The organism is Streptomyces sp. NBC_01716, from assembly GCF_036248275.1.
Lineage (GTDB): Bacteria > Actinomycetota > Actinomycetes > Streptomycetales > Streptomycetaceae > Streptomyces.
Window position 1 is genome coordinate 1,603,746 of sequence record NZ_CP109181.1, and the last position, 23,743, is coordinate 1,627,488.

Here is a 23,743-nt window from a genome sequence, read left to right on the forward strand (position 1 = left end):
GTTGTCCGACTCCGCACCACTGTGGTGCCGGTCCTGTGCGTCGCTGCGGGTGTGCGAGGCCACCAAGCGACCCAACCGCCGTTACAGGTGCATCGGCTCCATGTGGCCCAGCTCCTCGCAGACCTCCGCACACGTGAACCGCCGGGCAACTACAGGAAGTCTACGGTCCGCCAAGGGCTGCCCTTGGCAAGCCTTCCAAGAGCACTGCCCCGCCAGCACCAGCCGGCGGGGGCTCGTTTCTCTCACACGCGTCTTACGAACTTCGTAGACACACCTGGACCACACTGAGCTGACCTGGCCTTATGCACCTCACCTGGAAACCCTGGACCCCCGTCGTCCTGCTCACCCGCTCACGCTCCCATGTCGCCGCCGCGGGCGCGCCGTCACCCCCCGGCCGGGTGCTTCCTGAGGAACTCCCCGAGGGCGCGGGCCGTGTCGTCGGGGGCCTCCTCCGGGAGGTAGTGGTCGCAGTTCAGGGCCTCGCCGCGGACGTCGTCCGCGTACGTCTCCCATGCCTCGCGGACGTCGTAGTGGCGGCCGACGAAGCTGCTGTCGCCCCACAGGGCCAGCACGGGGCAGGTGACCCGGCGCCCGCCGTCGGCGTCCGCGCGGTCGTGGACGAGGTCGATGGAGGCGGCTGCCCGGTAGTCCTCGCAGGACGCGTGGATCGCGGCCGGGTCGGAGAAGCAGCGGACGTACTCGTCCATCGCGGCGGGGCTGAAGGGCGTGCCGCCGTGGTGGCGGGCGCCCATGCGGGCGCGGATCCAGAATTCCGGGTCCTTGCCGATGAGGTGTTCCGGGATGCCGTTGCCGGCCGTCAGGAAGAACCAGTGGTAGTAGCCGGTCGCGAAGGCCGCGTCCGCGTGCCGGTAGGCGTAGTGCGTCGGCACGATGTCCAGGACCGCCAGGGAGGTGACCGCGTCCGGGTGGTCAAGGGCCAGGCGGTGGCCGACCCGGCCGCCGCGGTCGTGCCCGACGACGGCGAACCGTTCGAAGCCGAGCGTGCGCATGACGGTCAGTTGGTCGAGTGCCATGGCGCGCTTGGCGTACGGGGCGTGCTCGGCGTCGGACGGGGGCTTGTCGCTGTCGCCGTATCCGCGCAGGTCGGTGACGACGACGGTGTGGGTCTCCGCCAGGCGGGGGGCCACGTGGTGCCAGATCTGGTGGGTCTGCGGGTAGCCGTGCAGGAGGAGTACCGGCGGCCCCTCCCCGGCCGTCCGCACATGGATGCGCACGCCGTCGGCGTCCACGGTGCGCGGGGTGAACTCTGCGGGCAGGAGACCGTTCATGGTCCGATCCCAGCAGAACGCCGCCCTGCCCGTCCAAGACCTCTTGATGACAATGTATATAGGCGCCGCCTATCAGGGGGTTCGAGTGCGGAGGAGGGATGTGCGGTGGACGTCCGGCAGCTTGAGTACTTCCTGGCCGTCGTGGACCACGGCGGTTTCAACCGCGCGGCCACCGCCCTCTATCTGTCGCAACCGTCCCTGTCCCAGTCGATCCGGTCGCTGGAGCGGGATCTGGGCAGTGAGCTGTTCCACCGGATCGGGCGCCGGGTGGTCCTCACCGACGCGGGTACGGCCCTGATCGAACCGGCCAGGGCGGCGGTGCGGAGTCTGGAGTTCGCGCGGGCGAGTGTGGAGTCGGTGCACGGGCTGCGCGGCGGGCGGTTGGAGATCGCGGCCATGCCGTCCCAGTCGATCTCCCCGCTGACGGGCATGATCCGCCGCTTCACCGCGGACCATCCCGAGGTCTCGGTGACGATGCGGGCGGCGTTCACGCCCCGGGACGTGACGGAGATGGTCCGTACGGGGGTGGCGGAGCTGGGGTTGCTGGCGTCGCCCGACGCCGTGTCCCACCCCCGTCTGCGGGTGCGTCCGCTGCGCGTCCAGCGGTTCGTCCTGCTCACCCGGCCCGACGGGCCGTTTCCGCCGGGGAGGGCGGTCCGGTACGAGGAGCTGGCCGGTCACCGGCTGATCGTGGGGCAGCGGGGCACCGGGCTGCGGACCTATGTCGACGCGCTGCGGGCGGACGGGGTGGAGGTGACGGTCGCGGTGGAGACGGAGCACCGGGTGGCGATCCTGCCGCTGGTGCTGGAGGGGGTCGGTCTGGCGGTCGTCACGGACGCGTGGCGCGATCTCGCGGAGCGGGCGGGTGCCCGGGTCCTGGACCTCGAACCGCGCACCCTGCTCCATGTCGCCCTGGTCAGCCGCCCGTCCGGCCTGACCCCGGCGGCGCGTGCCTTCATGGACCGGGCCGTCGCCGACGAGACACCCACCGGCCCCGAAGACGGTCCCGAAGACGATGACGACAACCGATAGGCAAGCCCTATCAGGCACATGAGCAGTGCGACTTGGACGCGGACCGGTCCGGGTTGTTGCAATCCGTACATGACAACACATCGCATCGCACTCATTCCCGGTGACGGGATCGGCAACGAGGTCATCCCCGCGGCCCGCCGGGTCCTGGAGACGGCCGGAGCCCGGCACGGCATCACGCTCACGTACGACTCGTTCGACTGGTCCTGCGAGCGGTACGTGAAGGAGGGCGCCATGATGCCGCCCGACGGCCTGGACACTCTGCGCTCGTACGACGCGATCCTGCTGGGCGCGGTCGGGTATCCGGGGGTGGCGGACCATGTCTCTCTGTGGGGGCTCCTCATCCCGATCCGGCGCACCTTCCAGCAGTACGTCAATCTGCGGCCGATCCGGGTCTTCGAGGGGGTGCCGAGCCCGCTGCGGAGCGCCGAGGCGGGTGAGGTCGACTTCGCGATCGTCCGGGAGAACGTCGAGGGCGAGTACAGCGAGATCGGCGGCCGGCTGAACCGCGGGCTGCCGGAGGAGATGGCGGTGCAGGAGGCGGTCTTCACGCGCAAGGGCGTGGACCGGGTGGTGGACTACGCGTTCGGCCTGGCCCGGGAGCGGCGGGGCGGGCTGACGTCGGCGACGAAGTCCAACGGCATCGTGCACACCATGCCGTTCTGGGACGAGCGGGTGGCGGAGCGGGCCGCGCGGTATCCGGAGGTGCGGTGGGAGCAGGAGCACATCGACGCGCTGGCGGCGAAGTTCGTGCTGGCGCCCGGCCGTTTCGACGTCGTGGTGGCGTCGAATCTCTTCGGTGACATCCTGAGCGATCTGGCCGCGGCGCTGGCGGGCAGCATCGGGATCGCCCCGGCGGCGAACCTGAATCCCGAGCGGGACTTCCCGTCCATGTTCGAGCCGGTGCACGGGTCCGCCCCGGACATCGCCGGGCGCGGTATCGCCAACCCCCTGGGGGCGATCTGGTCCGCGGCGATGATGCTGGACCATCTCGGGCACGCGGAGGCGGCCGGGCGGATCACGGCGGCGATCGCGGCGGTCCTGGCGACGACGTCGGTGCGGACCCCGGATCTGGGGGGCACCGCCACGACCGACGAGTTCACGGACGCGCTGATCGCCCTGCTCTGACCTCACGTAGCGACCTCACCGGCGCCGGGCGGGGCACTGTTCGGGGCACGGTTCGGGGCCGGGAGAGAGGACACCACGATCGCCTTCGCGCGGCGGCATGGAGAATCCCATAGTCAATGTCATAGACTAACGTCCTGAACATGCCGGGGAGGGATTCCCCAGGACCCGTCGCGAAGGATGTGCTGTGAAGCCAGGCACCGGTTACGACCCCGAGCAGTTCCTCACGCGGCTGCGCCATCTCGTCGGCATCGAGTCACCCACCGGCCACGCGCCGGGTCTTGAGGCGGTCTACGAGCTGCTCACGGAGTGGTCCGAAGGACTGCTCGGCACTGTCCATCACGAGATACGCGACGGAGTCCCCCATCTCTACCGGGAGGAGCGCGACCCCTCCCCGGTGAAGCCGGTGCTGATCCTGGGGCACGCCGACACGGTGTGGCCGCTCGGGACCCTGGACTCCTGGCCGTTCCGCGTGGACGGTTCGCATGTCACCGGCCCCGGGGCGTTCGACATGAAGGCCGGTCTCGTGCTGGCCCTGGACGCGCTGCGCCGCATCGGTGACGCCGGTCATGTGCGGCTGCTCGTGACGGGCGACGAGGAGCAGGGCTCCGTCACCTCGCGCGCCCTGATCGAGGAGGTGGCGCGGGACTGCGCTGCCGTCCTCGTGCTGGAACCGAGCCTGGACGGTGCGCTGAAGACCGCGCGCAAGGGCGGCGCCATGTTCGAGGTGACGGTCCGCGGCCGGGCGGCCCACGCGGGCCTGGAGCCGGAGCGGGGAGTCAACGCGCTGATCGAGCTGTCCCAACAGGTCCTCGCCATAAACGACTTGGGAGACCCGGACCGGGGGACGACCGTCTCCCCCACCGTCAGCAGATCGGGCAGCACCCGGAACACGATTCCGGAGAGCGCCCGGGTCGAGATCGACGTACGGGCCTGGCACAGCGACGAACTCGTACGGGTGGAGGAGGACCTCCGGGCCCTCCGCAGCCGGACCCGGGGCTCCAGTCTCGAACTCACCGGCGGGATCAACCGGTTCCCCCTGGAGCACCAGATGTCCGCCGGTCTGGTGACCATGGCCCGGGAACTGGCGCGGGCCGAGGGGCTGGCGCCCGTGACGGAGGCGAGGGTCGGCGGCGCGTCCGACGGCAACTTCACCGCCGCGCTCGGTATCCCCACCCTGGACGGCCTGGGTCCCGCAGGCGGGGGCGCCCACGCCCGGGGCGAGTGGGTGGACGCCACGTCCGTGGGCGACCGCACCGCACTGGTCGCCGCCCTGCTGCGCACCCTCGGCTCCGGCGCGGAGCAAGACAGGCTGACGGCCGCCCCGGCGACGGCCCCCGCGCGGCAGGAACGGGCCTGACGGAACGGATCAGGGGGCGTGCGAGGCCAGCCGGGCCACCCGCACCTCGACGGCGTCGAGGAACATCTCCACCGCCCGGTCGAAGACCTGCGGGTTGCCGATGTCGGTGAGGTGGTCGCTCAATGAGGCGATGCGCGGATACTCCTCGGCGGAGAGGCCTCGGTACTCGACCTGCCAGGCCAGCGAATCCCCGTGAAGGGTCTCGGCGTCCAGGGCCTGAAGACCGGACTCCATGCTGGCGAGCGACCGGATGACATTGCCGAAGACTCGCATGCAGGTGGCCGCCTCCTCCGGGGGGAGGCCCGCCCGCACGAAGGCGTCCAGGGCGAACTCCACGTTGGAGAACTCGGCGGGCCTGCGGGTGGTACGGGCGGCCATCTGCAGGGCGAACTGCGGATACCGCAGGTAATGATCATGAATATGGCGGGCCTGCGCGCGCAGGTCGTCGCGCCAGGAGTCAGTGGCCTGGAGCCGGCCGCCGTACGAGCGGGCCCGCAGGCTGTCGACCAGTTCCAGGACCAGCTCGTCCTTGTCGCGGAAGTGCCGGTAGATCGACGTCGGGTGCGCATCGAGTTCCCTGCCGAGCGCCTGGAAGGTCAGCCCCTCGAAGCCGTCGCGCACGGCAACCGTCTCCGCGGCTTCGAGGATGGACTCCCGGCTGAGGCTGTGACGTGCTCGCCGACCGGTCCGCGGGTTCTTCGCCTTCGCGCTTTTCCGGTCCTGGCTTGCGCCCATCAGGGTCCTCTTCTCGTCCGGCGGGACAGTGGAACGACAACGGGGACGACTCTGCCCGAAGCCCGACTCACGAGGCAAGTCATCGTCATTGACTATGTGATTGTCGATACCTCTTGCTATGAGACGGGTCCCTCCTTACGATGAGGCCGCATCGCGCCCATCGGGGCCGCGTGGAGGGAAGGTGATGGCGATGAACCAGCAAGAAATCGGCCACACGCGGACACCCGTAGGGCCACGTAGAGCCACCGCCGCCTCGGCACTCGCGCTGGCGGTTCTGCTGGCCGGCTGTACGTCTTCGGGCGCCGGGACGTCCGAGAGCAAGACCAATCCCGAAGTCCCGGTCAAGGAGGGCGGCAGCCTGGTCATCGGCGCCGAGCAGGAGCCCGACTGCGCCGACTGGATCTCAGTGTGCAGCGGATCCATCTGGGGCGACTACATGATGCGGACGACCACGATTCCCAAGGTCTTCGACGTCCGGCCCAAGGACAACACCTGGGTTCCGGTCGCGTCCCCTCTGATGGCCGGGCAGCCTACCATCACCGAGGGCGAGCGGCAGAAGATCACGTACAAGATCTCCCCGGACGCGGTCTGGTCCGACGGCGAGCCCATCACCTCGGCGGACTTCAAGTACACCGCCCTGCAGGTCCGTGACGGCAAGGACGTCCTCGACAAGACCGGCTACGACAAGATCGCGAAGGTCGACACGCCGGACGAGAAGACGGCCGTGGTCACGCTGAAGGAGCCGTACGGCGGGTGGCGCACCCTCTTCAGCTCCGCGTACGGCGTCCTGCCCGAGCACCTCCTCAAGGGCAAGAACCGCAACGCGGTCATGAAGGACGGCTACACGTTCAGCGGCGGGCCCTGGAAGATCGAGTCCTGGAAGAAGGGCACCGCGATCACCCTCGTCCCCAATGACCGCTACTGGGGCGAGAAGCCGAAGCTCGACAAGGTCACCTTCCAGCTCACGACCGACACAGCGGCGGCCTTCCAGGCGTTCAAGAGCGGACAGCTCGACGCCATGTACCCGACGCCGCAGCTCGACGTGGTCGAGCAGCTCGGCCAGGTCGCGGGCGGCGCCAGACGGCAGATCGACGCCCAGACGGGCAACCTCGAAGCTCTGTGGATGAACAACGAGAAGTTCCCCTTCGACTCACCGGACGTCCGGCGGGCCGTGGCCCACGCGGTCGACCGGAAGGCGATCGTCAACAAGCTCTACGGCTCCCTCGGTGTGAAAAAACCGGCCCAGAGCTTCCTCACGCCGATCCTCTCCTCGTACGCCGGATCGGACTTCTCCCGCTACACGCGGGACCTGGGAGCCGTCGACGAGGCCATGACCGGCGACGGATGGAAGAAGGGGGGCGACGGCATCTGGGCCAAGGACGGCCGCCGCGCCGAGTTCGGCATCGTCTCGCTCGCGGGCAACAAGCGGCGTGAACTCACCGAGCAGATCCTCCAGACCCAGCTGAAGCAGGCGGGCTTCCGGATGACGATCAGGAACACGAGCCCGGCCGACCTCTTCGGGAAGCAGGCTCCGGCCGGCAACTACGAGATGGGACTGTGGACACTCGTCGACACCTTCCCCGACCCCGCCCTCAGCAACAGTTTCAGCAGCACCTCCATCCCCACCGAGGCCAACGGTCAGTCCGGGCTCAACTTCGTCCGCGCCAAGATCGACGGGCTGGACCCGCTGCTCGCCGCCGTCGACCGGGAGACCGAACCGGCTAAGCGTGCGGAGTCCTCCCGCCGGGCCGACAAGCTGATCGCCGACGCCGTGCCCGCGATACCCATCGGCACGGTGCCGAACATCCTCCTGTGGAGCGACCGCGTCGGCGGCCCGCTCAGCAACAACCCGAGTGAAGGCCCCTGGTGGAACCTCGCGGAGTGGGGACTGGCGAAATGACCGTGGCCCCGCGGCCGTCGGCCGGCGGCCCCGCCGGCCGACGGGTCCGGGCCGGCCGGTCCCGGCAGATGCTCCGCTACGCCGCGCGCCGGCTCACGTACTCGGTCCCGGTCGTGCTGGTCGCGTCGTTCGTCTTCTTCTGGGCCGTCCGGTCCACGTTCGATCCCCTGGCCAAGCTCCGCCAGGGGCGCGACCCCGGGGTCATCACGCGGGAAACGGCCCGGCTGGGCCTGGACCGTCCGGTCATCGAGCAGTACGTCCTGTGGATGAAAGCCTTCGCCACCGGGGACTGGGGCGTCAGCACCCGGACCGGCGACCGGGCGCAGGCGATGATCGGATCGGCGCTCGGGACCACCCTCCAGCTCATGGTGTGGGCCGTGCTGTTCGCCGTGGTCATCGCCCTGGCGATCGGCACGTATTCGGCCTCGCGCCAGTACTCCCTCGGGGACCATCTGCTCACCGGCCTGTCCTATCTGGGTGTGGCCATGCCCGCGTTCTGGCTGGGCCTGATGCTCATCCAGGTACTCGCGATCTGGCCGCGTGAACAGTTCGGCCTCGACCAGCCCCCGCTGTATTTCGTCGGGCTCCACTCGCCGGGGCAGAGCGGTGTCAACGCCGACTACTTCCGGCATCTGGCGCTGCCCGTGCTGACCCTGACCGTCGGTCTGATCGCGAGCTGGTCCCGTTTCAGCAGGGCCTCGATGCTCGAAGCCCTCACGAGTGACTATGTGAGGACGGCCCGTGCCAAGGGCGTGCCTCCGCGCCGGATCTTCTTCCGGCACGCGCTGCGCAACTCCCTGGCGCCGTTCGTCACCGTCGTCGCCGCGGACACGGCCCTCCTGATCGGGGGCCTGGTGGTCACCGAGCAGATCTACGCGATCTCCGGGATGGGCCGTCTGTTCCTCGACTCCCTCCTGGCCGGTGACGTGTTCGTCCTGCTGCCGTGGATGCTGATCGTGGCGCTGGCGATGGTCCTGTTCAATCTGGCGGCCGACCTCGGGTACGCGCTGCTCGACCCAAGGGTGACCCTGCGATGACCGTACCCAGCCTGTATCCCGGACAGCCGGCGGAATCCCCCGGCCCGTCGGCCCGCGTGGCCACGGACAAGAGCGGACGCCGCCTCGTCACGGAGCGGTTCCTGCGTCACCGCATGGCCGTGGCCGGCCTGTTCATCCTGTCGGCGCTCATGATCTGCTGCTACGGGGCGGCATGGATCGCCCCGTACCCGCGCAACGCCCAGAATCTCCTGACCGGGGCGCTCGCCCCGTCCGGGCAGCACTGGCTGGGCACCGACGACCTCGGACGGGACTATCTGACCGAGTTGCTGTACGCCGGGCAGGTGTCCCTGACCGTGGGGCTGGGCGTCGCCGTGCTGTCGACGGCGGTCGGCACCCTGGTGGGCGCGGCCTCCGGACTCATCGGCGGATGGATCGACGAACTGATCATGCGGGTCACCGATCTGTTCCTCATCATTCCGGCGATCGCCCTCCTGGCCCTGGCCATGCAGACGCTGAGCCCGTCACCCGTGACCATCGTCCTCGTTCTCGCCGGGCTCGGCTGGACCGTGATCGCCCGTGTGGTGCGCTCCCAGGTGATCAGCCTCCGGGAGAAGGAGTTCGTCGAGGCCGCGCTGGTGCTGGGGGCGTCACGTACGCAGATCATCGGCCGCCATCTGCTGCCGAACCTGCTCGGGGTGATCATCGTCAACGCTTCCCTCTCGGTCGCCGCCGCGATCATCCTGGAGTCCACGCTCAGCTTCCTGGGCTTCGGCATCCAGCCGCCGCAGTCGAGCTGGGGCAACATGCTCAACCAGGCCGCCGGGCTCGTCGGCACGCCGAAGGACTATCTGCTGTACGCGCCCGGCGTGGCCATCCTCCTCACCGTTCTCGCAGTCAACTTCCTGGGCGACGGACTGCGGGACGCCTTCGACCACCAGAGCAGGCAGTGATGACCTCCCTCTCCTCCCGCGCCGGCGACGCCCCGGCGGACCCGGCCGCGGCCCTGCTGTCCGTCCGTGATCTCACCGTCGAGTACAAGACCGACGCCGGCCTGGTCGCCGCCGTGGAGCGGCTCTCCTTCGACGTGGGCGAACGGCAGACACTCGCCATCGTCGGCGAATCGGGCTCGGGCAAGAGCGCGGCGGCGATGGCCGTCATGGGGCTGCTTCCCGCGTCCGCCCGGGTGACCGGCTCCATCCGCTTCCGGGGGCGGGAGCTGCTCGGCCTGCCCGAGCGGGAGCTGCGCGCCGTGCGGGGACGCCACATCGGCATCATCTTCCAGGACGCCCTGGCCGCGCTGAATCCCATGATGACGGTCGGGGACCAGATCGCCGAGGCCGTGACCGTCCACGATCCGACGCTCGGACGCAAGGAGCTGGCGGCCCGCGCCGCCGACCTCCTCGGGCTCGTCGGCATCCCCGCGCCGGAGAAACGGCTGCACGAGTATCCGCACGAGTTCTCCGGCGGCATGCGCCAGCGCGTCATGATCGCCATGGGCATGGCGAACGAACCCGACATTCTCATCGCCGACGAACCGACCACGGCCCTGGACGTGACCGTTCAGGCCCAGATCCTGGAAGTGCTGCGACGGGTGCAGGAGCGCACCGGCACGTCGGTGCTGCTCATCACGCACGACCTGGGCGTCGTCGCGGGGGTCGCCGACCGGGTGATGGTGATGTACAGCGGCCGCAACCTGGAGCTGGGCGGCGCGGAGTCGGTCTTCTACGAGCCGTCGCACCCCTACACGCGGGCGCTGCTTGACGCACTCCCCCGGATCGACCGGCGTGTTCCCCGGCTCACCCAGATCCCGGGCCAGCTCCCGCCTCCCGGGCAGCGACCGCGCGGATGTCCGTTCCAGCCCCGCTGTCCCCACGCGCGGCCCGCGCTCTGCGGCGCCGAGTCCGCGTCCCCGCTCCAGGTGTCCACCCTGCACACGACGTCGTGTGTGCGGGCGCACGAGATCGAAGGCGAACTGCGATGAACACGTCAGTGGAGACCCCGTCAGCGGATACCCCGCCAGCGGTGAACGTCCAGGGCCTGGTCGCCGAATACCGCACCGGCCGCAGAGCGGGAGGGGGCGGCACCACCGTGCAGGCCGTGTCCGGCGTCGATCTCACCATCGGCCGGGGCAGGACCCTCGGCCTGGTCGGCGAGACCGGCTGCGGCAAGAGCACCCTCGGCCGGTGTCTCGTCCGCCTGGTACGCCCGGCCGGCGGCCGGGCCCTGGTGAACGGACTGGACGTCGCCGGCGCGAAGGGCGAGGCCGTCGCCCGGCTGCGCAAGCAGATCCAGCTCGTCTTCCAGGATCCGTACTCCTCCCTCGACCCCCGGATGACCGTCGAGCAGATCCTCTTCGAGCCGCTGCGCATCCACCGCCTCCACCGCTCCCGGCGGGCCGAGCGGGCACGGGAACTGCTGGAGCAGGTCGGCCTCGACCCGGACCACGCCCGTCGCTACCCCAGCCAGTTCTCCGGGGGGCAGCGGCAGCGCATCGGGATCGCCAGGGCCCTGGCGGTCGAGCCGGACATCCTCGTCCTCGACGAGCCGGTGAGCGCCCTGGACGTCAGTGTGCAGGCGGGGGTGATCAATCTGTTGCAGGACCTCCAGCAGGAGCTGGGGCTCACGTATCTCTTCATCGCCCACGATCTGTCGGTGGTCCGTCAGATCAGTGACGAGGTCGCCGTGATGTACCTCGGCCGGATCGCCGAGAGCGCCCCAGCCGCCGAACTGTACGAGGCACCGCAGCACCCCTACACGCAGGCGCTCCTGTCGGCGGTCCCCATCCCGGACCCGCGCGCCGAGCGGGCCCGCCGGCGCATCGTGCTCCAGGGGGACGCCCCCAGCCCGCACAGCCCGCCCTCCGGGTGCCGCTTCCGTACCCGCTGCTGGAAGGCGCGGGAGATCTGCGCACAGGAAGCCCCGCCGCCGCTGGACCTGACGTCCGGTCACCGGGTCGCCTGTCACTTCCCCGAGCGGGCCGCACCGCTGGATCCGGGAGCCTCGCAGCCCGCCACCGAACGCGACGTCCACGACGCCCGCGACGTTCACGACCTCTGACACACACGAGCTGTAAGGAGTCGGGCAATGGCCCACGACTGGCACCGGTTCTTCGAAGCGCGGCAGTGTGTCTCCTCCCGCCGGGGACGCGGCACGAGGCGCGACCTCGAACTGATGACGCACGACGCGCCCGACGGACCCGTCCTGACCGTGTGGGACGCCGGCGACGACGTCAGCCGTCCCGTCGAGGCCGCGTACGGCGATCCGCGCAACGCGGTGCTGTCGGCCGACGGCACCCACATCCTCAATCTGCTGGACGACAACGGGTCGGAGATGGGCCATGTGTGGTCCCTGCCGGTCGACGGGGGCCCGGCGGTCGACCTGACGCCCGGGACACCTCCGTACACCCTGCGCGGGATCGATGTCGCGCGCACCGGGGACCACGCCGTCCTGTCCGCGGTCGCCGCGGACGGATTCTCGCTGTGGCTCGTCCACACCGGCGGGGACCGGCCGCCCCGGCGGCTGTTCACCTCACCGGCGGAGGCGTGGAACGCACTCGTATCGGCCGACGGCCGGTGGGCGAGCGTGGACACCACGGACCACAATCCCGGCCTCCGGCGCTTCGCCGTGACGGTCGTCAGCACCTCGGCCGACGCACCGGGAGAACCGCTCAGGACACTGTCGGACGGGCCGGAGGAACCCGTACGCGGCATCCGGTTCTCGCCCGTGGCCGGGGACGGCCGGCTGCTTGTCTCCACCGAACGGACCGGGTTCATCCGGCCCTGCGTGTGGAATCACGCCGACGGGTCACGCGCCGACCTGGACGCGCCCCACCTGCGGGGCGATGTCGTCCCGCTCGACTGGTCGGACGACGCCGCGTACGTCCTGCTGGTCCATGTCGACCAGGGCGTGCACAGGGTGCTGGAGTGGCACCCGGACAGTGGCGCGCTTCAGGCCGTCGCGCACCCGCCGGGCGCGTTCTTCGAGGCCGACGTCGCCGACGCCCATGCCAACTACTGGGCCTCCCACTACGGCGCGGACGGACAGATCCGGCTCCTCCATCAGCGTTTCGACAGCCCGCTCGCCCTCCTGAGTGTGGACCGGGCGTCGGGCGCCCTCACCCCTCTGTGGACACCACCTCTGCGCCCGGCGGGCGTCCCCCTGACCTCCCACACCGTGCGTTCCCTGGACGGGACACCCGTACAGCTGTGGGCGGGACGTCCCCCGGGAGCCGACGGCCCGAGGCCGACCCTGCTCAGCGTGCACGGCGGCCCGCAACTGGTCACGGTCGACCGGTACACACCCGAAGCCCAGGCCTGGCTGGCCAACGGCTTCGCGTTCGCCGCGGTCAACTACCGGGGCTCGCAGACCTTCGGCCGCCGCTTCCGCGAAGGGTTCTGGCACACGGTGGGCGAACGGGAACTGGAGGATGTCGCCGCGTCCGCCGAGTGGCTGGTGAGCGAAGGCATCGCGGACCCGGACGCCCTCTTCATCTCGGGAGCCTCCTACGGCGGCTACCTGTCGCTCCTCGCCCTCGGACGCCTGCCGCACCTCTTCGCCGGAGCGCTGGCCTTCGTCCCGATGGCGGACTGGGTGGGCGCCTACGCGGACATGAACCCCGCGCTGCGAAGCGCCATGCGCTCCTTCTTCCACACCGGTCCGGACGACGACCCGGACACCTTCCGGCGGGCATCCCCCATCAGTTACGTCGACCAGGTGCGCGCACCGGTATGGATCAAGACGGGCACCCACGACACCCGGACACCGCCCCGCCAGGTCCACGGATACGCGCGGGCACTGGAGAAGGCGGGCGGCGACGTCACCGTGGAGTGGTTCAGCGGCGGCCACGAAACGAGCAGCAGAAGCGCCGAACTGGCCGACCAGCAGCGGATGATGGATCTCGCGGGCAAGGCACTGAGGGGCGAACGCTGGGCCGAGGGGCGGGTGACGCCTCCTCCCGAGGGCTCGGTCGGACATCCCGCGTCAGGTCAGTGAAAGGGTCACCGCCGCATCCCAGGGCCAGGGGTGGTCGTCACGGGGTGGTCGTGGAGACGACGTACACGCGGGGCATGGCCGGGTCGCTCAGGTCCACCGTGATGTCCTGGGTGGGGCGTGGGTCCTTCTGTTTGTGGGTGGTGCCCGACCAGACGCGGGTGGGGATGAAGTTCCAGCCGACGGTGCGCGAGTCGCGGGGCGCGATGCTGACGTGGCCCTCCTTGAGCGCGGAGCGGTGCGTGCCCAGTTCGGTGAGGAAGGTGTCGAGCCGGCCCGACGTCACGTTGAACTGCACATACAGCCGGCTGGACTTCCAGTTGCTCGTCTCGTAGTAGCGCACGTTGGTGGCGCGCGCGGGGATCGGCACCTCGAAGACCCGCTGCTTCATCCGGGACGGCACGGCGTCCGTGAGACCGGTGGCCGAGGACTCCAGCTCCTTGTCGAGACCGCTGCGCCGGCTCTGGCCCGCCGAGACCACGAGATAGCCGGCGGGGACGCCGATGAGCAGCACGATCACTATCGCCGTCAGCCACCGGCGGCGGACCATGTGGCGGTGGTTCTCCGGCGGCTTCTGGGCCTCGTCCGGAGACTTCGACTGGTGGGGCACGGTCATGAGGGAGGTTCCTGGCTCGTGCGCGGGGCGCGGCTGGGGCTGGTACGGGGTTCCCGCGGGTCTCCCGGTGCGCGCGGCGTCTCGGAGGTGTGCTCGTCCGACGCCGGCTTGGGCTCCGTCTCCGCTTCTGCTTCCGCTCGCGCCGCCGCGGCTGATTCCTCCGCCTCGCGCGCCTCGCGCAGCTCGTGTTCCTCGCGCAGTTCCTGCGGCATCCGGCCGGTGCGGATGGCCTCCGCGTACAGCTCGTACTTCTCGTACCGTTCCAGTCTTCGCCGGTTCGCCCGGCGGAAGCGGCGCGCCACGAGCCGGGAGAGGTCGGCCGCGCCGACCATGCCGGCCTCGGGGCCCAGCTGCGCCTTGGCGATACGGGCCTCCGGCCGGTAGCCGCGCCCGGTGAGCTGGCGGCGGAATGCCTCCCTCGCGGGGCCGATCAGCAGATCGTCGGCCGCGCTGACGCCGCCGCCGATGACGAAGCAGGACGGGTCGAGGGCCGCCGCCAGATTGGCGATGCCGACGCCGAGCCACTGGCCGATCTCCTGGAGCAGTTCGACGCACATGGCGTCGCCCTCGCGGGCCAGCTCGGTGATCAGGGGTCCGGTGATGTCGGGGATGTGGCCCTTGACGCGTTCGATGAGGTTGTACGCCACCGGGGAGTCGGCGGCGGCCAGTTCCCTGGCCTCCCTGACGAGCGCGTTGCCCGAGCTGTACTGCTCCCAGCAGCCCCGGTTGCCGCAGGGGCAGCGGTGCCCCGCGGGCACGACCTGCATATGGCCGAACTCGCCGGCCACCCCGTACTTGCCGCGCTTGACCCGGCCGTCCTCCAGTATGGCGCCGCCGATACCGGTCCCGAGCGTGATCATCACGAGGTGGTCCTCGCCGCGTCCGGCGCCGAAGCGCCACTCCGCCCAGGCGGCGGTGTTCGCGTCGTTGTCGACCATCACGGGGACGGCGAGCCGGGAGGAGATCGAGTCCCTGAGGGGTTCGTCGCGCCAGGCGAGGTGCGGGGCGAAGAGCACCTTCGCCCGGTCGGCGTCCACCCAGCCGGCGGCGCCGATGCCGACGGCGTGCACGTCGTGGCGGTCGGAGAGGTCCAGCACCAGCTCGACGATGGTGTCCTCGACGACCTTCGGGCTCTTGGACTTGTCCGGCGTCTCGGTGCGGATCTTCTCCAGGATGTTGCCGTCCGGGTCGACGACGCCGGCCATCACCTTCGTACCGCCGATGTCGATGCCGACGGTGGGCACGCGCGGCGCGGACGCGTGCGAGCGGCGTTCGCGGGTGCCGACGGTCCGCAGGACGGTGGCGCGCGCGGTGCCGCGGTGCGTGAAGTCGCGGTAGGTACTCATCGCAGCCGCCCCCTCATGTGCTGTGGGGCGAGCGCGGTCCGGGCGGCCGGAGCAGGGCGGGGACTTCCCGGGCTGGGGCCGCCTGCGGGGTGGGCGGCACTGCTACCGGAACGCGGCCTGGGTACTCGCACGTGTCGTGTCGTCCCTGCGGATCGGGGGCTCGTCGCGCCCGGTGACCGGGGCGGCGGCGGTGGGGGGTTGGCCACCGCCGCCGATTCTGCCATCCGGAAGGTGGGGAGGTCGGTCAGGGCCGGGGCCTGTCCACCGGACAGGATCTAGACTCCGCCGGCCGGGGGCTTCCCGTTTTTGTCGTCTTTCACCAGTTGACCCCCGTCGTCCACCGGACGGCCACCGAGGTGGGCCGGTGCGGGGGCCTTCGCCAGTTCGTGGCTCAGCTCTTCGAGCTCAGAGCCGCCCGCCATCTGGCGCGTCAGCTCGTCCAGGGTGATCGACCGCTTCGTGTGGCTGCCGGCCATGACACCGCGCTTGAGCAGGACGAACCGGTTGCCGACGAGATACGCGTGGTGCGGGTTGTGGGTGATCAGCACCACGCCCAGACCCGCGTCGCGCGCGGCGGCGACGTACTTCAGTACGACTCCGGACTGCTTGACGCCGAGCGCGGCGGTCGGCTCGTCCAGGACGAGGACCTTCGCGCCGAAGTGGACGGCACGCGCGATGGCAACGCACTGCCGCTCACCGCCGGACAGGGTCCCGATGGGCTGGTCGACGTCGCGCAGGTCGATGCCCATCCGCAGCAGTTCCTCGCGGGTGGTGCGGCGCATCCGTTCGACATCGAGGCGCTTGAAGGGGCCCGCGCCCTTCGTCGGCTCGGAGCCGAGGAAGAAGTTCCGCCAGACGGGCATGAGCGGTACGACAGCGAGGTCCTGGTAGACGGTGGCGATGCCCAGGTCGAGGGCCTCGCGCGGCGAGCCGAGCGTCGTCCTCCTGCCCTCGATGAGGAATTCGCCCGCGTCGTGCTGGTGCAGTCCCGCGATGATCTTGATGAGGGTGGACTTGCCCGCGCCGTTGTCGCCGAGGACGCAGGTGATCTCGCCGGCACGCACCTCCAGCGAGACGCCTTCGAGGGCCCGGATGTTGCCGTAGTACTTACTGACGTCGGCCAGCTCGACCAGGGGTGTCGTGGTCGCCGTTCCACCGTCGGTCGTGCCGGTCGCGCCGGCCGGGGTCGTGGGCGTGCCGGTCATTGGACTGCCTCCGCTCGCTTGCGGACCCATGCGTTGAGCAGGGTGGCCAGAAGGAGCATCGCTCCGAGGAAGAACTTGAACCAGTCCGGGTTCCACTCCGCGTACACGATGCCCTTGCTGGTCATGCCGAAGATGAAGGCACCGACCGCGGAGCCGATCGCGGAGCCGTAGCCGCCGGTGATCAGACAGCCGCCGATGACCGCGGCGATGATGTAGATCAGCTCGTTGCCGACGCCTTCACCGGACTGTACGACGTCGAACGAGAAGAGCAGATGCTGGCCGGAGACCCAGGCGCAGAAGCCGACGCCCATGTAGAGGCCGATCTTCGTCAGCCGGACCGGGACACCGACGGCGCGGGCGGCCTCGGCGTTGCCGCCGACGGCGAAGATCCAGTTGCCGAAGCGGGTACGGAGCAGGATCCAGGTCGCGAGGGCGACCAGGCCCGCCCACCAGAGGATGGTGACCTTCAACCCGACGCCGCCGAGAGTCAGTTCGGAGGCGAAGACCTTGCGCGCCGACTCGAAGCCCTCCATGTCGCCGACGCTCTTGGTCGAGACGGTGTCGCTGATCAGCTTGGTCAGACCGAGGTTGAGCCCCGTGAGCATCAGGAATGTGCCGAGGGTGATGATGAAGCTCGGCAGTTTCGTCCGCGTCAGCATGAAGCCGTTGAACACCCCGATGGCGAGGGTGACCAGCAGGGACACGAGGACGCCGACCCAGATGTTGGCCGTCATCTGGTAGCTGAACATCGAGGAGATCAGAGCCGAACTGGTCACCAGCACACCGGCCGACAGGTCGAACTCGCCGCCGATCATCAGCAGTGCCACCGGCACAGCCATGATCCCGATCGTCGACGCCGCGTACAGGACGGTGCCGAAGCTGGACGTCTTCAGGAACGAGTCGGCGACGACCGAGAAGAAGAGGAACACCGCCACGGCGCCCACGACCGCGCCCAGTTCGGGCCTGCCGAGCAGCTTGCGCAGCGGCGAGTCACCGAGCAGCCGCTCGTCCTTGGCCCGGCCGCCGCTGCCGCCGTCGCCCGGCCGGTCCTTCACAGGTGGTGCGGTTGTGGTCATCGGGTCCCTCGCTCCGCGTATTTCTCCAGCTCGGCGGCGTCCTGCTGGTTGATGATCTGCGGTCCGGTGAGGACCGGGCGCCCGCCCCCGAGTACGTCGGCGTTGTACCGGTAGAGCCAGAGCAGATCGACGGCCTCGTACCCCTGGAGATACGGCTGCTGGTCGACGGCGAAGCCGAGACGGCCCGCCTTGAGCGAACCCGCGACGGCCGCGTTGAGGTCGAACGTGTCGATCTCGGCCTTGCTGCCGGCCGTCTCTTTCGCCTTGACGGCGGTGTCGGCGAACGGCGCGCCCAACGTCACGACGGCGTCGATGCTCTTGTCGCTCTGGAGCTTGGCCTCGATGGACGCCTGGACGTCGGGCATGTTGGTGCCCTCGACGTACAGGTTCCGCATCGTGCCGTCGAAAGTCTTCTTGGCCCCGGCGCAGCGCTGTTCATGGCCGACGTTGCCCTGCTCGTGCAGGACGCACAGGGCCTTCTTCTTGCCGCGCTTGTCCAGTTCGTCGCCGACTGCCTCGCCGGCGATGGACTCGTCCTGGCCGATATGGGCGAGCGCGCCGAACTGCTCCGACTGCTCGGAGCCCGAGTTGACGGTGATCACCGGGATGCCGGCCTTCGTGGCCTTGGCGACGACGGCCTTCATCGCGTCGGGCTTGGCGAGCGTCACGATCAGCCCGTCGACGCCCTTGTCTATGTACGACTGGACGAGCTGCGCCTGCTGCTGGCCCTCGTCGCTGTGCGCGTACAGGAAGTTGATGTTGTCCTTGGCCGCGGCCTGCTCGGCGCCCTTCTGGACGATGTCCCAGAAGGTGTCGCCGTCTCCCGAGTGGGTGACCATGGCGACGGTCCACTTCGGGGTGCTCACAGCGGCCCGCCCCCGTGCCTGTGCCTCGGCCGCGGCGGCCCGCTCCTCGGCGCGTTTGCCGCCCGTGCTGCTGCATCCCGCCAGGGACGCCGCCCCGAGAACCACCGCCAGCACCGCGCCGACCGCGCGTATCCCTGTCCCCACTCCTGCCACGACGCCGTGCCCTTCCCGCTGTGCTTCCCGGTACCGCCGGGCGTGGTACGTCCCGGCCCGGCGGCCCAAGTATCAGGCATGGGTGAACGGGGCATGGTCATCGGGTGCCGCGGGCGGTGTACTTCTCCAGCGCGGGGACGTCCTTCTCGGTCACGAGTGCGGGTCCGGTGAGTACGGGCTTTCCACCGCCGATGACGTTGCCGTTGTTCTTGTTGAGCCACAGCTCGTCGACCGCGAGATAGCCCTGGAGATAGGGCTGCTGGTCCACGGCGAAGCCGATCTCCTTGGCCTTGAGCTGCTTGACCACGTCCGCGTTGAGGTCGAAGGTGTTGATCTCGGCGCCGGATCCCGCGCCCTCCTTGGCCTTCACGGAAGCGGCGGCGAACGGCGCCCCCAGCGTCACGACCGTGTCGATACTCTTGTCGCTCTGGAGCTTGGCCTCGATGGACGACGTGGACGCGGGCATGTTGGTGCCCTCGACGCTCAGATTCTCGACGGTGCCCTCGAAGGTCTTCTTGACACCGGCGCAGCGGCCTTCGAGCGAGACGTTGCCCTGCTCGTGGATGACGCAGAGCGCCTTTTTCTTACCGCGCTTGTTCAGCTCCTCGCCGACGGCCTCACCCGCGACGGCCTCGTCCTGGCCGATATGGCTGAGCGCCCCGAAGGGCTCGGAGAACTCGGCGCCGGAGTTGATCGTGACGACGGGGATCCCGGCGGCCGTCGCCTTGGCGAGGACCGCCTTGACCGCCTCGGGCTTGGCGAGGCTGACCACGAGCCCGTCGACGTCCTGGTCGATGTAGCTCTGGATCAGCTGGGCCTGCTCCTTGCCCTCCTTGTTGGCCGCGTAGAGGAACTGGACGTTGTCCTTGGCCGCGGCGACCTTGGCGCCGCTCTGGACGATGTCCCAGAAGGTGTCGCCCTCGCCGGAGTGCGTGACCATGGCGATCTTCATACGCGGGGTCTTGGCAGCCGTACCGCCGCCGCTGTCGTCGGCCTTGTCCTCGGAGTCCTTGCCGCCGGAGCCGCTGCATCCGGCGACGAGGGCGAGTGCGCATGCGGTGAGCAGCGCCGCCGCCGTGCGGGCCGCCGCCTTTCGGTTGGTACGCATGGTGGGTCCGCCTTCTCTTCCGGCCGCCCCGTTGCGGCTGGGGGGAGTTCTAGCGGCGGTCGCGCGGCCCCGTCAATACTTTGTCCGAACATTCTTACGACAAAGTCTCAAGGGCGGGCTCAGGAGGACTCAGGAGCGGACGAGGAGCTGGAACTCGAAGACGTAGCGCGAGGCCCGGTAGATGTGCGAGCCGAACTCCACCGAGCGGCCCGTGTCGTCGAACGTGGTGCGCTCCATCGCCAGCAGCGGCGCGCCCGTCGTCTCGTCCAGCAGCCCCGCCTCCCCGGCGTCGGCGGCGCGCGCGCCGACCGACTGGCGCGCGCTGTGCAGCGTGATGCCGACGGCCCGCATCATCCGGTACAGGCCGGTGGATTCGAGCTGTGCGGTGTCGCAGTCGAGGAGTTCGACGGGGAGATGGTTACGCAGCCGGGCCATCGGTTCGTCGTGGGCGTACCGGAGCCGTTCGATGAGCCGTACGTCCGTCCCCTCGGCGATCCCGAGCGCGGCGGCGACCTCGGCGGTGGCCGGTTCGACCGTGTTGCGCAGCACGCGGGTGGCGGGGCGCTGGCCGGCCGCCTCCAGGTCGTCGTAGAGGCTGCTCAGCTCCAGAGGTCGTCTGACCTGGCTGTGCAGGACCTGGGTGCCGACGCCCCGGCGGCGTACCAGCAGACCCTTGTCGACGAGCGATTGGATGGCCTGGCGGACGGTCGGCCGGGAGAGCCCGAGCCGGCCCGCCAGCTCGATCTCGTTGCCGAGGAGGCTGCCCGGCGCGAGCCCGCCCTGCTCGATGGCGGCTTCGAGCTGCTGCGACAGCTGGAAGTAGAGCGGGACCGGGCTGGTGCGGTCGACACCGAGCCGGAGCGCGGCGGCCTGCGGCGCGGCGGCCTGGTGGGCCGCTCCGCTCGGCTGCTCCCGCTCCGGCTGCTTGGACACGTCCGCGAGCGTAGCCCCGTGCGATGTTGACGGAAAGTCCTGAAGTTCGGTTGTCAGGACAAGAGCGGAACAAAGCGCGGGGACGGACAGTGACCTCCGCCGTTCGAACAGAGATCAACTTCAGGTCTGGATGTCAGGACAAACGCTTGACATGGCGACAGGCCGAAGGCCACCTTGGGGGCCATGCGCATCGGACTTATCGGCACCGGCCGTATCGGCACCTTCCACGCGGAGGTGCTGAGCCGCCATCGCGAGGTCGGCTCCCTGGTCGTCGCCGACACGGACGCGGCCCGAGCCGCACACGTCGCCGACCGTACGGGCTCCACGGCCGCCCCCTCGGTGGACGAGGTCTTCTCCTGGGGCGTGGACGCCGTCGTCATCGCCTCCGCCACCTCCGCCCACGCCGACCTGATCAGCCGCGCCGCGCGGGCCGGACTGCCCGCCTTCTGCGAGAAGCCGATCGCACTGGACCTCAAGGGCACGCTGGGCGCCCTGACCGATGTCGACGCCGCGGGCACCGTCCTGCAACTGGGCTTCATGCGCCGCTTCGACGCCGGTTACGGCGCGGCCCGCGATCTCGTACGGTCCGGGGCGCTGGGCCGGCTGCACACCGTCCGGGCCATCACCTCCGACCCCGCGCCGCCGGCCCCGGAGTATCTGCCGCTGTCCGGCGGGCTCTACCGGGACTGTCTGGTCCACGACTTCGACATCATGCGCTGGGTCACCGGGCGCGAGGTGGTGGAGGTGTACGCGACCGGTTCGGACGCCGGTCCCCCGATGTTCCGCGAGGCCGGGGACATCGACACGGCCGCCGCCGTCCTCACGCTGGACGACGGGACGCTCGCCACCGCCACGGCCACCCGCTGCAACGGCGCGGGGTACGACGTACGGATGGAACTGGCCGGTGAACAGGACCAGTTCGCGGTCGGCCTCGACGACCGTACGCCGATCACCTCGACCGAGCCGAAGGGTCCGCCGCGCTGCGACAACCCGTGGCCGGGCTTCCTGGAGCGGTTCGCGCCGGCGTACGAGGCGGAGCTCGACGCCTTCGTCCGGGTCGTGGGCGGCGAGCTGGCGAACCCGTGCGACGGGCACGAGGCGCTGCACGCGCTGCGGATCGCGGAGGCGTGCGAGCTGTCGCGGCTCGAACACCGGCCGGTGCGGCTGGAGGAGATCCCGGGCGGGCGTTAGGGCGTGTCTGTCGGATCTTGCCGGGCCCGCGAAGATCCGCCGGACAGGGCCTGGGGTCCTGTCCGGCGGATCTTCGGCTCAGGCGGGCTTCCGCACCGGCAGGATCGTGCCCTGCGCCACCGCGCACAGCGTCTCCGTGCCGTCCTCGGCCACCGTGAACAGGTCGCAGCGCACCGTGGCCTGTCTGCGTCCCGCGTGCACGACCGAGGCGCGGGCGACCAGCTTGGTCCCGGTGCCGGGGCGCATGTACTGGATGGAGAAGCCGGCCGTCAGCACGGCGGGGCCGAGCACCGTACCCGCCGCGAACGTGATGCCGTTGTCGGCGGCGTACGCCAGGACTCCGCCGTGCAGATAGCCGTTCTGCTGCTGGAGGTCCTTGCGGATGTCCAGCTCCAGCTCCGCCTCGCCGTCTCCGAAGACCATGATCCTGGTGCCGAGCAGGCTGCTGAACGGCTGGGCCTCCAGCACCTTCCGCGCCAGGACAATGTCGAACTCCCGCATGGTCAGACTCCTCCGGAACGTACCCGCGCGGCACCCCGCGCCTTCAGGGCCTGATCCGCACGACAGGCCCTATCCCTACCACCGCACCGGCAGACTCCGCACCCCGCGGATCAGCATTCCGGGCAGCCAGTCCAGCGGCCCCGTGTCCGGGTCGAGGGTCAGGCCGGGGCAGCGTTCGAGAAGGGTGCGGACCGCGATCCTGGCCTCCAGGCGCGCGAGCGGCGCGCCGAGGCAGTGGTGGATGCCGTGCCCGAAGGCGAGATGGCCGTGGTTCTGGCCCTTGGCGCCGGTCGCCGTGGCCGTCGCCGTACGCCGGATGTCGAAACGGTCCGGGTCCTGGTAGCGCGCGGGATCGCGGCCGGCGGCGCCGAGGCCGACCAGCACCGCCTGGTACGCGGGGATGACCGTGTCACCGACGGTCACCGGTTCGCTTGTGAAGCGGGCGGTGCCGTTCAGGACCGGCCCGTCGTAGCGCAGCATCTCCTCGATCGCGCCGTCGAGCAGCCCGAAGTCCTCGCGCAGAGCGGCCAGTTGACCGGGGTGGCTGAGCAGGGCCCGGATGCCGTTGGTGATGAGGTTGACCGTCGTCTCGTGACCGGCGATCAGCAACAGGAAGGCCATCGCGCGCAGTTCGGCGGCGGAGAGCCGGTCGCCGTCCTCGGCGCGGGTCCGCAGCAGGGCGGAGAGCAGATCGCCTGAGGGGCCGGCGCAGCGTTTGTCCTCGATCAACTCGTCGAAGTAGGCGCCCAGTTCATGCACGGCCGTGTACTCGCTGGCGGCGCCGGCGGGCGCCACGATCTCCGTGGACCAGGCGCGGAAGACATCGCGGTCCGCGGCCGGCACACCGAGCAGTTCGCAGATGACGGTGATGGGCAGCGGATACGACAGCGACTCGACCAGGTCGCCGTGGCCCGCGGGAAGCATGGTGTCGATCAGTTCGTCGGTGAGCCGCTGGATCCGCTCCCGTAAGCCGGCGACCCGGTGGGCGGTGAACTCACGGGCGACGAGCTTGCGCAGGCGGGTGTGGTCCGGCGGGTCGACGACCAGCAGGGTCGGGCCGATGACGCGCTCGTCGAGCATGCTGCCGCCCACCGTGGCCGGGGACTTGGAGAGCCGTGGGTCGGCGAGCGCGGCGCGCGCCTCCCGGTGCCCGACGATCAGCCAGAGCCGGTCGCCGTAGGGCGTACGGATCTGGTGGACCGGTCCCGACTCGCGCAGTTTCGCGTAGTACGGGTACGGATCGGCGGTGAAGTCGGGCCCGTACGCGCCCAGATCGACGACAGTCATCGCGTCAGGTTACGACGCCCCGGCGTGCGCCGCCGA

Annotated in this window: 20 protein-coding genes and 1 pseudogene; 10 read left to right on the plus strand and 11 right to left on the minus strand. The window is 70.2% G+C overall.

Annotation, left to right across the window (positions count from 1 at the left end; translation table 11 throughout):
- Window positions 1-383: 383 nt before the first annotated feature.
- A complete protein-coding gene (locus OIE74_RS06870) occupies window positions 384-1,289 on the minus strand; it encodes an alpha/beta fold hydrolase (RefSeq protein WP_329379462.1) in 906 nt (301 codons plus the stop codon).
- Between the two features lie 105 nt (window positions 1,290-1,394).
- Between OIE74_RS06870 and OIE74_RS06875 the strand changes: the two genes are divergently transcribed.
- The 3 genes from OIE74_RS06875 (at window position 1,395) to OIE74_RS06885 (ending at window position 4,803) form a co-directional block, all read left to right on the plus strand.
- The gene (locus OIE74_RS06875) at window positions 1,395-2,321 is read left to right on the plus strand and encodes a LysR family transcriptional regulator (RefSeq protein ID WP_329379464.1); all 927 of its coding nucleotides are present in this window, start codon (window positions 1,395-1,397) and stop codon (window positions 2,319-2,321) included.
- A gap of 69 nt (window positions 2,322-2,390) precedes the next feature.
- Window positions 2,391-3,446: a tartrate dehydrogenase gene (locus OIE74_RS06880; RefSeq protein ID WP_329379466.1), complete on the plus strand. Its 1,056-nt coding sequence runs from the start codon at window positions 2,391-2,393 to the stop codon at window positions 3,444-3,446.
- 184 nt (window positions 3,447-3,630) lie between these two features.
- Window positions 3,631-4,803: a M20 family metallopeptidase gene (locus tag OIE74_RS06885; RefSeq protein ID WP_329379468.1), complete on the plus strand. Its 1,173-nt coding sequence runs from the start codon at window positions 3,631-3,633 to the stop codon at window positions 4,801-4,803.
- Between the two features lie 9 nt (window positions 4,804-4,812).
- Here OIE74_RS06885 and OIE74_RS06890 read toward each other — a convergent pair whose 3' ends face one another.
- Window positions 4,813-5,538: a TetR/AcrR family transcriptional regulator gene (locus tag OIE74_RS06890; protein WP_329379470.1), complete on the minus strand. Its 726-nt coding sequence runs from the start codon at window positions 5,536-5,538 to the stop codon at window positions 4,813-4,815.
- 190 nt (window positions 5,539-5,728) lie between these two features.
- Here OIE74_RS06890 and OIE74_RS06895 point away from each other — a divergent pair, with 190 nt between their 5' ends.
- The 6 genes from OIE74_RS06895 to OIE74_RS06920 are packed head-to-tail and all read left to right on the plus strand — an operon-like array spanning window position 5,729 to window position 13,428.
- Window positions 5,729-7,438: an ABC transporter substrate-binding protein gene (locus tag OIE74_RS06895; protein WP_329379472.1), complete on the plus strand. Its 1,710-nt coding sequence runs from the start codon at window positions 5,729-5,731 to the stop codon at window positions 7,436-7,438.
- A complete protein-coding gene (locus OIE74_RS06900; RefSeq protein WP_329379473.1) occupies window positions 7,435-8,475 on the plus strand; it encodes an ABC transporter permease in 1,041 nt (346 codons plus the stop codon). The genes OIE74_RS06895 and OIE74_RS06900 overlap by 4 nt, the downstream gene beginning before the upstream one ends.
- On the plus strand, window positions 8,472-9,386 hold the full coding sequence (locus tag OIE74_RS06905; RefSeq protein WP_329379475.1) for an ABC transporter permease: 915 nt from the start codon (window positions 8,472-8,474) through the stop codon (window positions 9,384-9,386). Before OIE74_RS06900 ends, OIE74_RS06905 begins: the two co-directional genes overlap by 4 nt.
- Window positions 9,386-10,417 carry an ABC transporter ATP-binding protein gene (locus OIE74_RS06910; protein WP_329379477.1) on the plus strand — a complete coding sequence of 344 codons (1,032 nt, stop codon included), beginning with the start codon at window positions 9,386-9,388 and terminating at the stop codon, window positions 10,415-10,417. Before OIE74_RS06905 ends, OIE74_RS06910 begins: the two co-directional genes overlap by 1 nt.
- Window positions 10,414-11,493 (plus strand): ABC transporter ATP-binding protein, encoded by a 1,080-nt coding sequence (locus OIE74_RS06915; RefSeq protein WP_443076042.1) that lies wholly within the window; start codon window positions 10,414-10,416, stop codon window positions 11,491-11,493. Before OIE74_RS06910 ends, OIE74_RS06915 begins: the two co-directional genes overlap by 4 nt.
- A gap of 27 nt (window positions 11,494-11,520) precedes the next feature.
- Window positions 11,521-13,428 (plus strand): prolyl oligopeptidase family serine peptidase, encoded by a 1,908-nt coding sequence (locus OIE74_RS06920; protein ID WP_329379481.1) that lies wholly within the window; start codon window positions 11,521-11,523, stop codon window positions 13,426-13,428.
- A gap of 37 nt (window positions 13,429-13,465) precedes the next feature.
- Here OIE74_RS06920 and OIE74_RS06925 read toward each other — a convergent pair whose 3' ends face one another.
- The 7 genes and pseudogenes from OIE74_RS06925 to OIE74_RS06955 form a co-directional block, all read right to left on the minus strand.
- Window positions 13,466-14,041, minus strand: coding sequence for a hypothetical protein (locus OIE74_RS06925; protein ID WP_329379482.1), 576 nt, complete (start codon window positions 14,039-14,041; stop codon window positions 13,466-13,468).
- Between the two features lie 212 nt (window positions 14,042-14,253).
- Window positions 14,254-15,387: pseudogene (locus OIE74_RS06930) on the minus strand (ROK family glucokinase); the annotation flags it as partial.
- Window positions 15,388-15,662: 275 nt separating this feature from the next.
- On the minus strand, window positions 15,663-16,592 hold the full coding sequence (locus OIE74_RS06935; protein ID WP_329379487.1) for an ATP-binding cassette domain-containing protein: 930 nt from the start codon (window positions 16,590-16,592) through the stop codon (window positions 15,663-15,665).
- Window positions 16,589-17,668 (minus strand): ABC transporter permease, encoded by a 1,080-nt coding sequence (locus OIE74_RS06940; protein WP_329379489.1) that lies wholly within the window; start codon window positions 17,666-17,668, stop codon window positions 16,589-16,591. The genes OIE74_RS06935 and OIE74_RS06940 overlap by 4 nt, the downstream gene beginning before the upstream one ends.
- Window positions 17,665-18,687, minus strand: coding sequence for a sugar ABC transporter substrate-binding protein (locus OIE74_RS06945; protein WP_329379491.1), 1,023 nt, complete (start codon window positions 18,685-18,687; stop codon window positions 17,665-17,667). Before OIE74_RS06945 ends, OIE74_RS06940 begins: the two co-directional genes overlap by 4 nt.
- 97 nt (window positions 18,688-18,784) lie before the next feature.
- A complete protein-coding gene (locus OIE74_RS06950) occupies window positions 18,785-19,795 on the minus strand; it encodes a sugar ABC transporter substrate-binding protein (RefSeq protein WP_329379493.1) in 1,011 nt (336 codons plus the stop codon).
- A 129-nt stretch (window positions 19,796-19,924) separates the two neighbouring features.
- Entirely contained in the window at window positions 19,925-20,608 is a 684-nt protein-coding gene (locus OIE74_RS06955; protein WP_329392197.1) for a GntR family transcriptional regulator, read from the minus strand.
- Window positions 20,609-20,911: 303 nt separating this feature from the next.
- On the opposite strand from OIE74_RS06955, the gene OIE74_RS06960 reads away from it, so the two are divergent.
- The gene (locus OIE74_RS06960; protein ID WP_329379495.1) at window positions 20,912-21,919 is read left to right on the plus strand and encodes a Gfo/Idh/MocA family protein; all 1,008 of its coding nucleotides are present in this window, start codon (window positions 20,912-20,914) and stop codon (window positions 21,917-21,919) included.
- Between the two features lie 78 nt (window positions 21,920-21,997).
- Here the strand turns inward: OIE74_RS06960 and OIE74_RS06965 are convergent, their stop codons facing one another.
- Together OIE74_RS06965 and OIE74_RS06970 are read right to left on the minus strand one after the other, a co-directional pair.
- Window positions 21,998-22,420 carry a PaaI family thioesterase gene (locus OIE74_RS06965; RefSeq protein ID WP_329379497.1) on the minus strand — a complete coding sequence of 141 codons (423 nt, stop codon included), beginning with the start codon at window positions 22,418-22,420 and terminating at the stop codon, window positions 21,998-22,000.
- 75 nt (window positions 22,421-22,495) lie between these two features.
- Window positions 22,496-23,707 (minus strand): cytochrome P450 family protein, encoded by a 1,212-nt coding sequence (locus OIE74_RS06970; RefSeq protein ID WP_329379499.1) that lies wholly within the window; start codon window positions 23,705-23,707, stop codon window positions 22,496-22,498.
- Window positions 23,708-23,743 lie beyond the last annotated feature (36 nt).